Here is a 13,635-nt window from a genome sequence, read left to right as displayed (position 1 = left end):
CGGGCGGTCAACGAATAGGTTACGACTACCCTAAGAAATTGCGTGGCGGGCGGTTAGGCTGTAGCCCGCTGCAAATATGCACTTTTCTGCCGTAACGCAGCGTTTTGTGACCGGCTTCAAATGTTTGATTTGTGTTAATTTTGCTAAATATATGGATCAAACAGCTAAAAGCTCAGGGTGTGATAGCGCTCTCCCTTTTCCCCTCTCTTTACCATTACAACTAGCGCTTATCGGCGTCTTAATATGCCGAATACGCTGGCGTTGCAGCGTGCCAGGACTGAATTGATACCGTTTACATTAAACCGCCAAAAGCGGGCACTGAGCCGGAGAGCCTCATGCACAAATTTACTCAGGCGTTAGCCATCGCTGGCCTCGCCGCCGTTATGTCACATTCGGCTATCGCCGACACGATGAAGCTGGGTTTTCTGGTGAAGCAGCCGGAAGAGCCGTGGTTCCAGACCGAATGGAAGTTCGCCGACAAGGCGGGGAAAGAGATGGGCTTTGAGGTGATTAAAATCGCCGTGCCCGATGGCGAAAAAACGCTGAATGCGATCGACAGCCTGGCCGCCAGCGGCGCGAAAGGCTTTGTTATCTGCACGCCCGATCCCAAGCTCGGCTCGGCGATTGTAGCCAAAGCCCGCAGCTACGATCTGAAAGTGATCGCCGTGGACGACCAGTTTGTCACCGCCAAAGGCAAGCCGATGGAGACGGTGCCGCTGGTGATGATGGCGGCGACCAAAATCGGCGAGCGTCAGGGTCAGGAACTCTATAAGGAGATGCAGAAACGCGGCTGGAATGCGAAAGAAACCGGCGTAATGGCGATTACGGCGGACGAGCTGGATACGGCGCGCCGTCGTACCGGCGGCTCCGTGGACGCGCTGAAGGCGGCCGGTTTCCCTGAGGCGCAGATCTATAAGGTGCCGACCAAATCCAACGACATTCCCGGCGCGTTTGACGCAGGCAACTCGCTGCTGGTACAGCATCCGGAAGTTAAACACTGGCTGATCGTCGGCATGAACGACAATACCGTGCTCGGCGGCGTGCGCGCCACCGAAGGCCAGGGCTTTAAAGCGCCGGACGTGATCGGCATCGGCATCAACGGCGTGGACGCGGTAAGCGAACTCTCCAAAGGCCAGGCGACCGGCTTCTACGGCTCGCTGCTGCCCAGCCCGGACGTGCACGGCTATAAAAGCATCCAGATGCTCTATAACTGGGTGACCAAAGACGCCGAGCCGCCGAAATTTACCGAAGTCACCGACGTGGTGCTGATTACCCGCGACAATTTTAAAACCGAACTGGCTAAAAAAGGCCTGATGTAATCGGAAAGGGGCCGCCTGGCGGCCCCGACGCACCTTACAGCGAGGAATGACCATGCCATCCCCGTATCTGAGCTTTCATAATATCGGCAAAACCTTTCCCGGCGTTAAAGCGCTGACGGATATCAGCTTCGACTGCGCCGCCGGCCAAGTGCACGCGCTGATGGGCGAAAACGGCGCCGGTAAATCGACGCTGTTGAAGATCCTCAGCGGCAGCTACCAGCCCTCCAGCGGCGAAATCCGGCTCAAGGGCCAGCCGGTCAGCTTCACTAACACGCTGGACGCGCTCAACGCGGGCGTCGCCATTATCTATCAGGAGCTGCATCTGGTACCGGAAATGTCGGTAGCGGAAAACATCTACCTGGGCCAGCTGCCGCAGCGCGCGGGCTTTGTTAACCGCTCGCTGCTGCGCTATGAGGCGGGACTGCAGCTGAAAAATTTAGGTATGGATATCGATCCCGATACGCCGCTGAAATCGCTGTCGCTCGGCCAGTGGCAAATGGTGGAGATCGCCAAAGCGCTGGCGAGAAACGCCAAAGTGATCGCTTTTGATGAGCCGACCAGCTCGCTCTCCGCGCGCGAGATCGAGCATCTGTTCCGCGTTATTCGCCAGCTGCGCGACGAGGGCAAAGTAGTGCTCTATGTCTCGCACCGCATGGAGGAGATTTTTGCCCTTAGCGACGCTATCACCGTCTTCAAAGATGGACGCTACGTACGCACTTTCGATGATGTCGCCGCCACCAGCCACGACGAGCTGGTGCAGGCGATGGTCGGGCGTGAAATCGGCGATATCTACGGCTATACGCCGCGTAAAACCGGCGAAGTGCGCCTGCGTCTGGACAACGTGCAGGCCAAAGGCGTGCGTACGCCAATCTCGCTGGAGGTGCGCGCGGGCGAAATCGTCGGCCTGTTCGGCCTGGTAGGCGCGGGACGCAGCGAGCTGCTGAAAGGCCTGTTCGGCGGCACGCGCATCAGCGGCGGCGAAGTGCGGCTGGATGGCGAAAAGCTGACGATTCGCGAGCCGTCCGACGCCATCCGCGCCGGCATTCTGCTCTGCCCGGAAGATCGCAAAGCGGACGGCATTATCGCGGTGCACTCCGTACGCGACAATATCAATATCAGCGCGCGGCGCAACAACCTGACCGCTGGCTGCCTGATCGACAACCAGTGGGAGAGCAAAAACGCCGCCAGCCATATCCGCTCGCTGAATATCAAAACGCCTGGCGCCGATCAGCTGATTATGAATCTTTCCGGCGGCAACCAGCAGAAGGCGATTCTTGGCCGCTGGCTGTCGGAAGAGATGAAGGTGATCCTGCTGGACGAGCCGACGCGCGGCATCGATGTCGGCGCGAAAAACGAGATCTATCGCCTGATCTATGCGCTGGCGGAAGAGGGCATCGCGGTGCTCTTCGCCTCCAGCGATCTCCCGGAAGTGATGGGGCTGGCCGACCGTATTCTGGTGATGCGTGAAGGCGCCATCGCCGGCGAGCTGAGCCATGATGAAGCCACCGAAGCCCTGACGCTGGCGCTTGCCATGCCGAAAACCACCCAGCGCGTTGCCTGACTTGAGGAGTCAACCATGTCTTTAACTACTTCTTCCGCTACGCCGCCGAGGCAGCGCGTTAACCTGAGCCGCATCTGGGATAATTTCGGGATGCTGGTGGTGTTCGCCGTGCTCTTTATCGGCTGTACCATCTTCGTGCCTAACTTCGGTACGCTGATCAATATGAAAGGGCTGGGCCTGGCGATGTCGATGTCCGGCATGGTCGCCTGCGGCATGTTGTTCTGTCTGGCCTCCGGCGATTTCGATCTCTCCGTCGCCTCGGTAATCGCCTGCGCGGGCGTGACCGCCGCCGTGGTGATCAACATGACCGAAAGCCTGTGGATTGGCATCACCGCCGGTCTGCTGTTGGGCGTGGTTTGCGGCTTCGTTAACGGCTTTGTCATCGCCAAACTCAAAATCAACGCGCTGATCACCACGCTGGCAACGATGCAAATCGTGCGCGGCCTCGCCTATATTTTCTCCGACGGCAAAGCGGTCGGCATCGAGGACGAACGCTTCTTCGCGCTGGGCTACGCCAGCTGGCTGGGCGTACCCGCGCCGGTCTGGCTGACCATCGGCACGCTGATCGTTTTTGGCTTTCTGCTGAATAAAACCACCTTTGGCCGCAACACGCTGGCTATCGGCGGTAACGAAGAGGCGGCGCGACTGGCTGGCGTACCCGTAGTGCGGACGCGCATTATCATCTTTATTCTGTCCGGGCTGGTTTCCGCCGCGGCGGGCATCATCCTGGCCTCGCGCATGACCAGCGGCCAGCCGATGACTTCGCTGGGCTACGAGCTGATCGTTATCTCCGCCTGCGTGCTGGGCGGCGTTTCGCTGAAGGGCGGCATCGGCAAAATCTCCTACGTGGTGGCGGGCGTGCTGATCCTCGGCACGGTGGAGAACGCCATGAACCTGCTGAATATCTCGCCGTTCTCACAGTATGTGGTGCGCGGCCTGATCCTGCTGGCGGCGGTGATTTTCGACCGCTATAAACAGAAAGCCAAAACGGCCTGAGGAGGCGCTATGTACCATCGTCTGGAACCGGTAGCGCAATCCAATCCGCTGCTGCCCGGCTATCCCTTCAACGCCTGGCTGGTGGCGGGCCTGACGCCGATTAGCGCAGGCGATCCGCTCGACTTTTTTATCGATCGGCCACAGGGCATGAAGGGCTATATCATTAACCTGACTATCAAAGGTCGCGGCCAGGTGTTCAGCGGCGATGAGGCTTTTGAGTGCGAGCCGGGCGATCTGCTGCTGTTTCAGCCAAAAACCTCGCACTATTACGGCCGCGCGCCGGAGAGCGACTGCTGGCACCATCGCTGGATTTACTTCCGCCCGCGCGCCTACTGGAGCAGCTGGCTGGTGTGGCAGGATGAAAAGCGCGGCGTCGGCAGACTGCGGCTGCCCGAGCGGCTGTGGGCGGAGTTTGAACGGCTCTTTACCACCATAGAGCAGACCCATACCTCGGGAAAACGCTTTGCCGAAGAGCTGGCGATGAACCTGCTTGAGCGGCTGCTGCTGCGCGCGGTAGAGGAAGATCCGCGCAGCCATCAGCAAATTCGCGATCCGCGCATTATCGAAGCCTGCCAGTACGTCACCAATAATCTGGCGGGCGAGCTGAAAATCGACGAAGTGGCCAATCATGTTTGCCTGTCGCCGTCGCGGCTGGCGCATCTGTTCCGCGAGCAGATGGGCATCAACCTGCTGCGTTGGCGCGAGGATCAGCGCATTATCCGCGCCAGGCTGCTGCTGCAAACCACTCAGGAGCCTATCGCCACCGTGGGACGCATCGTCGGCTATGACGATCAGCTCTATTTTTCGCGCGTGTTCCGCAAGCGCGTGGGCGTCAGCCCCAGCGATTTCCGCCGCCGTTCGCTGGATGCCGATACGCTGGTGACGCGGGAAAGCTGGGATCTGCTGCGCGCCGGCCAATAACTTTCTTTTAACATTCAGGTAAATCCGCCTTGTCCTTGCCCGACTGATAGTCTTAAATCATTCGGGTAAGCGACAAGAGGATGACAAATGAACGACACTATTCGCGTTGGTCTGGTCGGCTACGGCTTTGCCAGCAAAACGTTTCACGCGCCGTTAATCAGCGGCGCTTCCGGCATGGAACTGGCGGCCGTCTCCAGTAGCGACGCCGACAAAGTGCGTGCCGACTGGCCCGCCGTTACGGTGGTGGCCGAGCCGCAGGCGCTGTTTGACGATCCTTCTATCCAGCTGATCGTGATTCCTACCCCTAATGACACCCATTTCCCGCTGGCGAAAGCGGCCCTGAACGCGGGCAAGCATGTGGTGGTGGATAAGCCTTTTACCGTGACACTGTCACAGGCGCGCGAGCTGGAAGCGCTGGCCGTCGCCAAAGGTCTGCTGCTGTCGGTGTTTCACAACCGCCGCTGGGACAGCGACTTCCTGACGCTGAAAACGCTGCTGGCGGAAGGCACGCTGGGCGAAGTGCGCTACTTTGAGTCCCATTTCGACCGTTTCCGTCCTGAAGTGCGTAACCGCTGGCGCGAACAGAAGGGCGCGGGCAGCGGCATCTGGTTCGATTTAGGGCCGCACCTGATCGACCAGGCGCTGCAGCTATTCGGTTCGCCTGTGGCTATCAACGTCGACCTGGCGGAACTGCGCCCGGGCGCGCAAACCACCGACTATTTCCACGCCGTGCTTACCTATCCAAAGCGTCGCGTAGTGCTGCACGCCAGTATGCTGGTGGCGGCGGAATCGCCGCGCTATCAGGTACACGGCACGCGCGGCAGCTATGTGAAGTATGGCCTGGACCCGCAGGAGGACAGCCTGAGGTCGGGCGGACGTCCGCCGCAGGAAGAGTGGGGCTACGATATGCGTGACGGCGTGGTAACGCTGGCTAATGGCGAAATGATGGCGGAAGAGACGCTGCTCACCACGCCGGGCAACTATCCCGCTTACTATGCGGGCATTCGCGACGCCATTAACGGCGACGGCGCCAATCCGGTCACGGCGCAGGAAGCGATTCAGGTGATGGAGCTGATCGAGCTGGGTCTGCAATCTGCCGAAAAGCGGCAGACGCTGTCGCTGAAATAAAAAAACGCCCGGCGCTGTCGCCGGGCGTTTTACCTCGTTTTGACCATTCTTAGCGACTGGTGATTCAAGCCGCTACGCTGGCGCGAATAGCCTCTTTCTCCGCTTCGCTTAAAAAGGCGATCTTCAGCCCGTTCTCCTGAGCGGTGCGCATCTGCTGCTGGCTCAAGCCCGCCTGCGGCGCGGCAATCTTGTATTCATGCCCGATCTCGATGCCCTGAACGGCTGGGTCGTCGGTGTTGATCGTGGCCAGAATGCCGTGATCGAGGAATTTGACCAGCGGGTGATGCAGCAGCGACGAGACGGTGCTGGTCTGGATATTAGAGGTCAGGCAGGATTCGATGCCGATCGCGTTTTCCGCCAGGTAATCCATCAGCTTCGCGTCTTCAATCGCCTTCACGCCGTGGCCGATGCGCTCGGCGCCCAGCTCGTGAATCGCCTGCCAGATGCTTTCCGGGCCGGCCGCTTCGCCCGCATGAACGGTAATGCGCAGGCCTGCGTCGCGCGCGCGGTTGAAATGGCTAAGAAACTGGCTGCCGGGAAAGCCCAGCTCGTCGCCCGCCAGATCCAGCGCGGTGATGCCGTCGCGGTGCGCCAGCAGCGCTTCCAGCTCCTGCAGACAGGCTTCTTCGCCAAAGGTGCGGCTCATGATGCCGATCAGGCGCACGGTAATATTGTGCTTTTCACAGCCCGCGCGCACGCCGTCGATAACGGCTTCCACCACGCCCGCAACCGGCAGGTTATGGGTCATCGCCATATAGCCGGGAGAGAAGCGCAGCTCCGCGTAGTGAATACCGGCACGAGCCGCGTCTTCGACATTTTCCATCGCTACGCGGCGGCAGGCCTCCAGCGAGCCGAGAACTTTAACGCCCCAGTCCAGCTTCTGCAGAAAACTCACCAGATCCGGCTCGTTTTTCATTACCTGCACATGCGGTCTGAGCGTCTCCAGCGTAGTAGCGGGCAGCGCCAGATTAAATTCGCGGCCTAAATCGAGAATGGTTTGTGCACGGATGTTGCCGTCGAGATGGCGATGGATATCGGTAAGGGGAATATGGGAATCGATCATGGCGGTGCACTCTGTAGTCATAAAAGTGCATAACAGTATAAAAACTATTTGCGCAACATAGCCAGCGAATTGCGCAAGAGGCGCATCAATTGCCGATTAATTGCCCTTAAAGTAAAAAGCTGGCCTGTTCAGGCCAGCTAAAAATGACATGCGGAGCGCTAACCTATTGTTGCGGCATCGCTGCCGGTTCGCCGCCCAGCATATAGTGGGCGAGGAACTGGTCGAGCGACATTTTCTCGCCGTTCATGGTCACCTGACCGCTGGCGTACTGCAGGCTGGTGACAATATTGTTATCTTCCTGTTTGGTCAGACGGAACATCTGGCCCATCGCGGCCACGCCTTTGACCTGCTGATCCGCAAGCTTAGCGGACTCTTCCTGCGGATGGCCTTCCGCCATCGCTACCTGCGTCATCATCTCTGTGGCCATATCCATAGAGACGGTGAGCTTGCCATCCAGCGTTTTCAGCGAGTTGTCGAGCGCCTGGCTCAGCGTCTGCGGCTGCGGCGCATTGGCAGGGCGATCTTTAAGATGGACGGAAAGGTTGAAGCTGCTTTCGCCCTTGCTGTTTTTCCAGCTCAGCGGCGCGATGGTGATCACCGGCTCGCCTTTCAGCAGCAGCGGCAGGTTGGCGTTCAGCACCTCGCCGACGCGCTGCTGGTAAAGCTCCGGATTATCCGCCATGCCCGGCTCGTCGCTCAGCGCTTTCATCTGGCGCTGATAGTTGTCGCTAAAGGCTTTGATGCCGTCGGCGTCAAATTGGGAAAGCTTGAGCTGCAGCTTGCCCTGACCGAAATCGCGCTCGCGGATCTTCAGCGCGTCCAGCGTTAAATCGGTGGTGCCGGAGACAAGGTTGTTGGCGCTGTCGTAGGAAGAGTTCAGCTTCACGCCTTCCAGATCGAATGAGGACTGACCGTTGACGGCGGAGCTGATTTTATCAACCGTGGCGTTCTGATTGCCGATGCGCAGACCCTGAGCGTTAAGGTGCGTTTTGCCATCCAGCTTCACGCCGTTGAAGGTAAACATAACCGGCATATTCAGCTGATTGCGCAACGTCAGCGCCAGGCTCTCCAGCTTGCCGTCGTAGTCGACCTTATCGCCTTTTTTATCGGCGCTGAGCGTCAGGGTGCCGCCGTTAGAGGCGAAGCGCTCGCCGGTTTGCGCGTTGGCGTAATCCAGCGGCAGCAGATCAATCACGGAAGCGGTAGCGCCGCTATAGCCGATGCGCGTATCCGCCTGAAGCGGCGACTGGCCTTTGCTCATCTCGAAGAGTTTTTTCACCGCATCGGTGTTTTCAAGCTGGGTATGCACCGAGGCCATGCTGGGGATCAGATTGAATTTTTTAAGCTGGGCGAAGGGGAAAGGGCCGTGATCGATTTTCTCATCGAATACCACGCTCTGGCCCGGCTTCAGCGGCGAATTATCTTCGGTTTGCGAGTCAGACTGCACCACAAGGCGCAGCGAGCTGCTGAAAATACCGCGCTGCCAGTCCTGGTAACTCAGCTTCAGGCGGCCGTTAGGCAGCAGCTCATTCATGCGGGCGTTGGCTTCCTGCACCAGCATATCCCTGTTGTTCTCCAGCTTTTTGCCGGTAAACCATGCTGTACCGGTCCAGATCACGCCCAGGGCGATAATTACGCCCGCGGCTATTTTTGTCTTCTTCATGAGTTAAGTCGTCCTTTTTTAAGTCGCCGATGCCGACACGCGCATCCAGTCCGGTTCGGCTAAGGAAAAAATGTTTCTGTATAACGGGTTAAATGATAGCAACTGTGGCCCGTAGCGTCAGCCGCAATCTGACCGGCAGCGCCGGAATCAGCCTCAGGAGCGCATTTTCCGGGGCGTCAAAATGGGATAAGGACGACCGGCTCGCAAAATGTTAAATTATTGTATGTCATACTATGGCCCGCGCAAAACGCCCGGATGGGCAGTTGGGTTCCATTTAAACCAGTAAAGGAGAAAGACATGGCCGCCAACCGCATTGAAAAAGATTCAATGGGTTCCATCGACGTTCCGGCAGATAAACTTTGGGGCGCGCAGACGCAGCGCTCGCTGGAGCACTTCCGCATCTCCAGCGAAAAGATGCCCGTTGAGCTGGTGCACGCGCTGGCGCTGACCAAGCGCGCCGCGGCGAAGGTCAACAGCGATTTGGGACTGCTGCCCGCAGAGCGCGCGCAGGCGATTGTACAGGCTGCTGATGAGGTGCTGGATAATCAGCACGCCACCGAGTTTCCGCTGGCGATCTGGCAGACCGGTTCCGGTACCCAGACCAATATGAACATGAATGAGGTGCTGGCTAACCGCGCCAGCGAAATTCTGGGCGGCGATCGCGGCATGGCGCGTCTGGTTCATCCCAATGACGATGTCAACAAGAGCCAAAGCTCTAACGACGTTTTTCCTACCGCTATGCACGTCGCGGCCGTTATCGCGCTGCAGGAGCATCTGATCCCACAGCTGAAGGTGCTGCAGAGCACGCTGGATGAGAAAGCGGAAGCTTTTAAGGATATCGTGAAAATTGGCCGTACCCATCTGCAGGATGCCACGCCGCTGACGCTGGGTCAGGAGATTTCCGGCTGGGTGGCGATGCTGAAGCACAATCTGAAGCATATCGAGCAGAGCATTCCGCACGTAGCGGAGCTGGCGCTGGGCGGCACCGCGGTCGGCACCGGTCTGAACACGCATCCGGAATATGCGGTGCGCGTGGCGAAAGAGCTGGCCGAACTCACTAAGCAGCCTTTTGTCACCGCGCCGAACAAGTTCGAAGCGCTGGCGACCTGCGACGCGCTGGTACATGCACACGGCTCGCTGAAAGGGCTGGCGGCCTCGTTAATGAAAATCGCCAACGACGTGCGCTGGCTCTCTTCCGGCCCTCGCTGCGGCATTGGCGAAATCGCCATTCCGGAAAACGAACCGGGCAGCTCTATTATGCCGGGCAAGGTGAACCCGACCCAGTGTGAAGCGATGACCATGCTTTGCTGCCAGGTCATGGGCAATGATGTCGCCATTAATATGGGCGGCGCGTCCGGTAATTTCGAACTTAACGTTTACCGCCCGATGATTATTCATAATTTCCTGCAGTCGGTGCGAATGCTGGCCGACGGTATGGACAGTTTTAATCATCATTGCGCCGTAGGGATTGAACCGAATCGCGATCGTATTTCGCAGCTGCTGAATGAATCGCTGATGCTGGTAACGGCGCTGAATACTCATATCGGTTACGATAAAGCGGCAGAGATCGCCAAAAAAGCGCACAAGGAAGGTCTGACGCTGAAAGCTTCCGCGCTCAAGCTGGGTTATCTTTCCGAAGAAGAGTTCGACAGCTGGGTTCGACCCGAAGAGATGGTCGGCAGCATGAAAGCGTAATTAACGTAAGAGCGGAAAGCTTTCCGCTCTTTTTTTACGCAAGCCTGTCGCTGTAAAGATGCAGCCGGGGAATGAGTGAAAAAAGCTTTGCCGCTTCCGGCTTAAATCGGTGCACCACTTTACCGGCGTCATAATTTAATAATTCGCCCAGCTTGGGTACGGATAAGGCGTCGGGACAGAGTACCAGCAGCGGAGAAGGGCAGGCGAGCTGGGTTTGTTTTTGCTGTTCTTTATTCCAGACGCGGGCAATCGGCTGCACCTTGACCGGCCGTTTAATCTTGAGCTTAGCGCTGCCGGGCAGCGAATTAAGCATGGCGATCTCATCCTGCAATTTTTCTCCCCACTGTTCCCGCGTCCACGGCGCCATTGCCCGTCCGGACTTCAGGCTTTTTTTAAGCTTCTCCACCATTTCTTCGCGCGTTACATTTTTAATAATATGTTTATTTGCCCAGCCGAAACGCACGGAATCAGGCGCTTCCAGTAAGGTAATTGAGCGATAGGCGTTCAGGGTGATCAGGCCGCGCAGATGGCTGTGAACAAATTCAAAACGCTCTTCGCTGGAGACGCCGGATTCTACCGTAATAATCTCCTCCAGCCGTTTTTTCAGCAAATTAACCTGCTCTACACGCTGACGCAAAAGATCGGCCTGCGGGCCTGCCGCTTCCAGACAGATAGCGCCAGGCAGGCGAACCGCGGCTTTGGTGCTGATGGTTTCCGACTGATGCTGCATATAGAGCCGGTTATAGTGAGCGAGAGTCATGGCGAACGCGGGCTGCGCCAGATGCTGGGTGACGGCGATTTCCGTTACCGGATCGTGCTCCTGACCTTTCTGCACCAGCGGCAGTTCAAACACGCGGGCCGCCAGCAGGCGCTGCGCGGATAGCTGATGGGTTAATTCACCCAGCGCCGCCTGTAAATCGGTGGCGCAACGGTGCAGATTTTCAACGGCGTCATAACGTCTCATGATGTTATCCTTAGTTACAACATACGCTAAAAGAATAGCAGAAATGGCGAAAAGGGACAGCAGCGGGAGGAAAATATAAATGACAAAAGTGAAATGATGAATAAAAGCGGCCACGCTGAAGGCTCAGCGTGGCGGAAGATTTAGATCAAGAAATCTTCCAGCTTTTTACCCTGATCCAGCGCCTGCTTAATCACCGCTGGCGTACGACCCTGACCTGTCCAGGATTTAGTCTCGCCGTTTTCATCGGTATATTGGTATTTAGCAGGGCGCGGCGCGCGTTTAGCGCGAGATTTGCCTGAGTTATTTTCTGCTGCGGTCAGCTCGCTTAAATCGATACCGTCGTCCAGAAGCATCTGACGATATTTTGCCAGTTTCTCTTCTTTTTCCTTGATTTCAGAAGCGATAGCCGCTTCCGCATCGCGACGTTCGTTAACCACCGCTTCAAGCTTTTCCAGCATCTCTTCCAGTTCAGATAATGAAACTTCACGAGCCTGCGCACGAAGAGTTCGAATGTTATTTAATACTTTCAGAGTTTCGCTCATAAAGGAATCCGTAGCGTTGAGTTGGTTAAAATGATTTATCAGTGTATGTATCGTAGAACAGTGTACATAGAATTGCCGCAGTTCAAAACAGTAAATCTGAAAAAAAAGCTATATTGCGCCGCTTTTTCATTTTTTTTGCAAAATAGTGCGGGAGAAAGTGAAGGTATATTTCATGGCAATGAGAAAAATCTTAACGCGCTGTGCAGCGACAAGAGTAAAAGAGGGCTGGGGAGTAATCAGCGGCGTCTATAATTGCAGCATCGCGGCCCTGAAGCTAAAGAAGAATAAATTAATCATGCTGCTCTGTCAGCAGGCGGTTTTTTTTGTAAGTCGCCAACAAATTTGTTTACCCGGTGGCTGTAGCCGGGAATTTAAAGGCGCTACGGGCTTTTTTGATTCATAAAATGAGTAAGATGAACGCTTATAGCGATCGCACTGAACATATAAATAGCTGACTATAATGGCGGTCGATAACCTTATTGTCGGCACGGCATAAGACCATTTCGGCATAAATAGACCGCCTTGTAGTTACAACATGCTATTAACTTCACTTTTATAGGTAGCGTTCAGCGCGGTGTTTTATGCAGCTTTCACGGCGCTTCACGCACAATGCCCGAAAGCCCAGCAGGGCAACAGCGCAAATCTGGTGCCTCATCCCGGTGTGTGCCAGAATAATTTTTTACCGATCGGCAGGATGAATTAATGAAGCCTCCCTTATTACGCTGGCCTGCGCTTATTCTTCTCTCAGCCGCTGTTGTTATCCTGCTTGAGCAGTTTCAACTTCCCGCCGCGCTGCTGTTAGGGCCGATGCTGGTAGCGATTATTTTCGCCGCTCGCGATAAACCCGTGACTATCGCTAAACCGTTATTCTGGCTGGCGCAGGGGGTAGTGGGCTGCATGATCGCTCGCGCTATGCCGCCTGCGGTATTTACGGAAATAGCCGATAACGGACTACTTTTTGCGGCCGCTATTTTCTCGGTAATTTTCGCCAGCGCGCTGTCGGGCTGGCTGCTTACTCGCTGGCAGGTGCTGCCAGGCTCAACCGCTATTTGGGGATCTTCCCCTGGCGCCGCAACCGCCATGACGCTGATGGCGGAAAGTTACGACGCCGATGTCAGGCTGGTGGCCTTTATGCAATATCTGCGCGTGGTTATTGTCGCCGTACTCGCCACGCTTATTGCACGCTGCCTGGCGCCGCCCGCTGCTGCACAGAATGCTGCCGCCTTCACTATTATTCAGCCTGTGATCTGGCCTGCCTTCGCGGCCACTTTATTCGTGATAGTGGTTTGCGTCGGGATAAGTCGATGGCTCAGGCTGCCCGCGGGCGCTTTATTACTCTCGCTGGCTGGCGGTTTGCTGGTGCAAAATACGCAGCTGGTCAGGCTGGAATTGCCGCCAGCTATACTGACCATAGCTTACGCGCTGATTGGCTGGAGTATCGGCCTGCGTTTTAACCGCGCTATTCTCTCCTATGCGGCGAAAGCGCTGCCGCGTCTGCTGCTGGCGATATTTAGCCTGGTGGCAGTCTGTTGCGGACTGGCTTATTTACTGGTGCGTTTCGCCGGCGTCGATCCCTTAACGGCTTATCTGGCCACCAGTCCTGGCGGCGCCGATTCGGTGGCTATTATCGCCGCCTCCAGCCCTGTCGATCTCTCGTTCGTTATGGCGATGCAGACCGGCCGTTTTATGGTGGTGCTTTTTACCGGCCCACTCCTGGCGAAATGGCTGGCGAAGTGGGTAGGGGCAAAAAAATAGCCGGACAAAAAAGTCCGGCTGGCGAGAA

Annotated in this window: 12 protein-coding genes; 8 read left to right on the top strand and 4 right to left on the bottom strand. The window is 56.8% G+C overall.

Going from position 1 to position 13,635, the window contains the following annotated elements; translation table 11 throughout:
- The first annotated feature begins 335 nt into the window (after positions 1-335).
- The 5 genes from MKZ79_RS05510 to MKZ79_RS05490 all read left to right on the top strand — a co-directional run bounded on the left by MKZ79_RS05510 (position 336) and on the right by MKZ79_RS05490 (position 5,925).
- Positions 336-1,319 (top strand): arabinose ABC transporter substrate-binding protein, encoded by a 984-nt coding sequence (locus MKZ79_RS05510; RefSeq protein WP_336140624.1) that lies wholly within the window; start codon positions 336-338, stop codon positions 1,317-1,319.
- 46 nt (positions 1,320-1,365) lie between these two features.
- Positions 1,366-2,880, top strand: coding sequence for an L-arabinose ABC transporter ATP-binding protein AraG (gene araG, locus MKZ79_RS05505; RefSeq protein ID WP_336140623.1), 1,515 nt, complete (start codon positions 1,366-1,368; stop codon positions 2,878-2,880).
- A 15-nt stretch (positions 2,881-2,895) separates the two neighbouring features.
- Positions 2,896-3,876 (top strand): L-arabinose ABC transporter permease AraH, encoded by a 981-nt coding sequence (araH, locus tag MKZ79_RS05500; protein ID WP_336140622.1) that lies wholly within the window; start codon positions 2,896-2,898, stop codon positions 3,874-3,876.
- 9 nt (positions 3,877-3,885) lie between these two features.
- On the top strand, positions 3,886-4,797 hold the full coding sequence (araC, locus tag MKZ79_RS05495) for an arabinose operon transcriptional regulator AraC (RefSeq protein ID WP_336140621.1): 912 nt from the start codon (positions 3,886-3,888) through the stop codon (positions 4,795-4,797).
- Positions 4,798-4,884: 87 nt separating this feature from the next.
- A complete protein-coding gene (locus tag MKZ79_RS05490; RefSeq protein WP_336140620.1) occupies positions 4,885-5,925 on the top strand; it encodes an oxidoreductase in 1,041 nt (346 codons plus the stop codon).
- Positions 5,926-5,989: 64 nt separating this feature from the next.
- Here MKZ79_RS05490 and add read toward each other — a convergent pair whose 3' ends face one another.
- Positions 5,990-6,988 (bottom strand): adenosine deaminase, encoded by a 999-nt coding sequence (gene add / locus MKZ79_RS05485; protein ID WP_336140619.1) that lies wholly within the window; start codon positions 6,986-6,988, stop codon positions 5,990-5,992.
- A 163-nt stretch (positions 6,989-7,151) separates the two neighbouring features.
- Entirely contained in the window at positions 7,152-8,651 is a 1,500-nt protein-coding gene (locus MKZ79_RS05480) for a YdgA family protein (protein WP_336140617.1), read from the bottom strand.
- Between the two features lie 297 nt (positions 8,652-8,948).
- Between MKZ79_RS05480 and fumC the strand changes: the two genes are divergently transcribed.
- Positions 8,949-10,346: a class II fumarate hydratase gene (fumC, locus tag MKZ79_RS05475; RefSeq protein WP_336140616.1), complete on the top strand. Its 1,398-nt coding sequence runs from the start codon at positions 8,949-8,951 to the stop codon at positions 10,344-10,346.
- 34 nt (positions 10,347-10,380) lie between these two features.
- Here the strand turns inward: fumC and tus are convergent, their stop codons facing one another.
- Both tus and MKZ79_RS05465 read right to left on the bottom strand, forming a co-directional pair.
- Positions 10,381-11,310 (bottom strand): DNA replication terminus site-binding protein, encoded by a 930-nt coding sequence (gene tus, locus MKZ79_RS05470; RefSeq protein WP_336140615.1) that lies wholly within the window; start codon positions 11,308-11,310, stop codon positions 10,381-10,383.
- A 140-nt stretch (positions 11,311-11,450) separates the two neighbouring features.
- Entirely contained in the window at positions 11,451-11,852 is a 402-nt protein-coding gene (locus MKZ79_RS05465) for an H-NS family histone-like protein (RefSeq protein ID WP_246759257.1), read from the bottom strand.
- 172 nt (positions 11,853-12,024) lie between these two features.
- Between MKZ79_RS05465 and MKZ79_RS05460 the strand changes: the two genes are divergently transcribed.
- Positions 12,025-12,255 carry a hypothetical protein gene (locus MKZ79_RS05460; protein ID WP_336140613.1) on the top strand — a complete coding sequence of 77 codons (231 nt, stop codon included), beginning with the start codon at positions 12,025-12,027 and terminating at the stop codon, positions 12,253-12,255.
- A gap of 299 nt (positions 12,256-12,554) precedes the next feature.
- A complete protein-coding gene (locus MKZ79_RS05455; protein WP_336140611.1) occupies positions 12,555-13,607 on the top strand; it encodes an AbrB family transcriptional regulator in 1,053 nt (350 codons plus the stop codon).
- Positions 13,608-13,635: the final 28 nt, after the last annotated feature.

Origin of the sequence: Erwinia sp. CGal63 (assembly GCF_037026505.1) — a bacterium.
GTDB lineage: Bacteria > Pseudomonadota > Gammaproteobacteria > Enterobacterales > Enterobacteriaceae > Erwinia.
The sequence above is the reverse complement of the archived record's forward strand: the minus strand, read 5'-3'. Positions and strand labels throughout refer to the sequence as shown.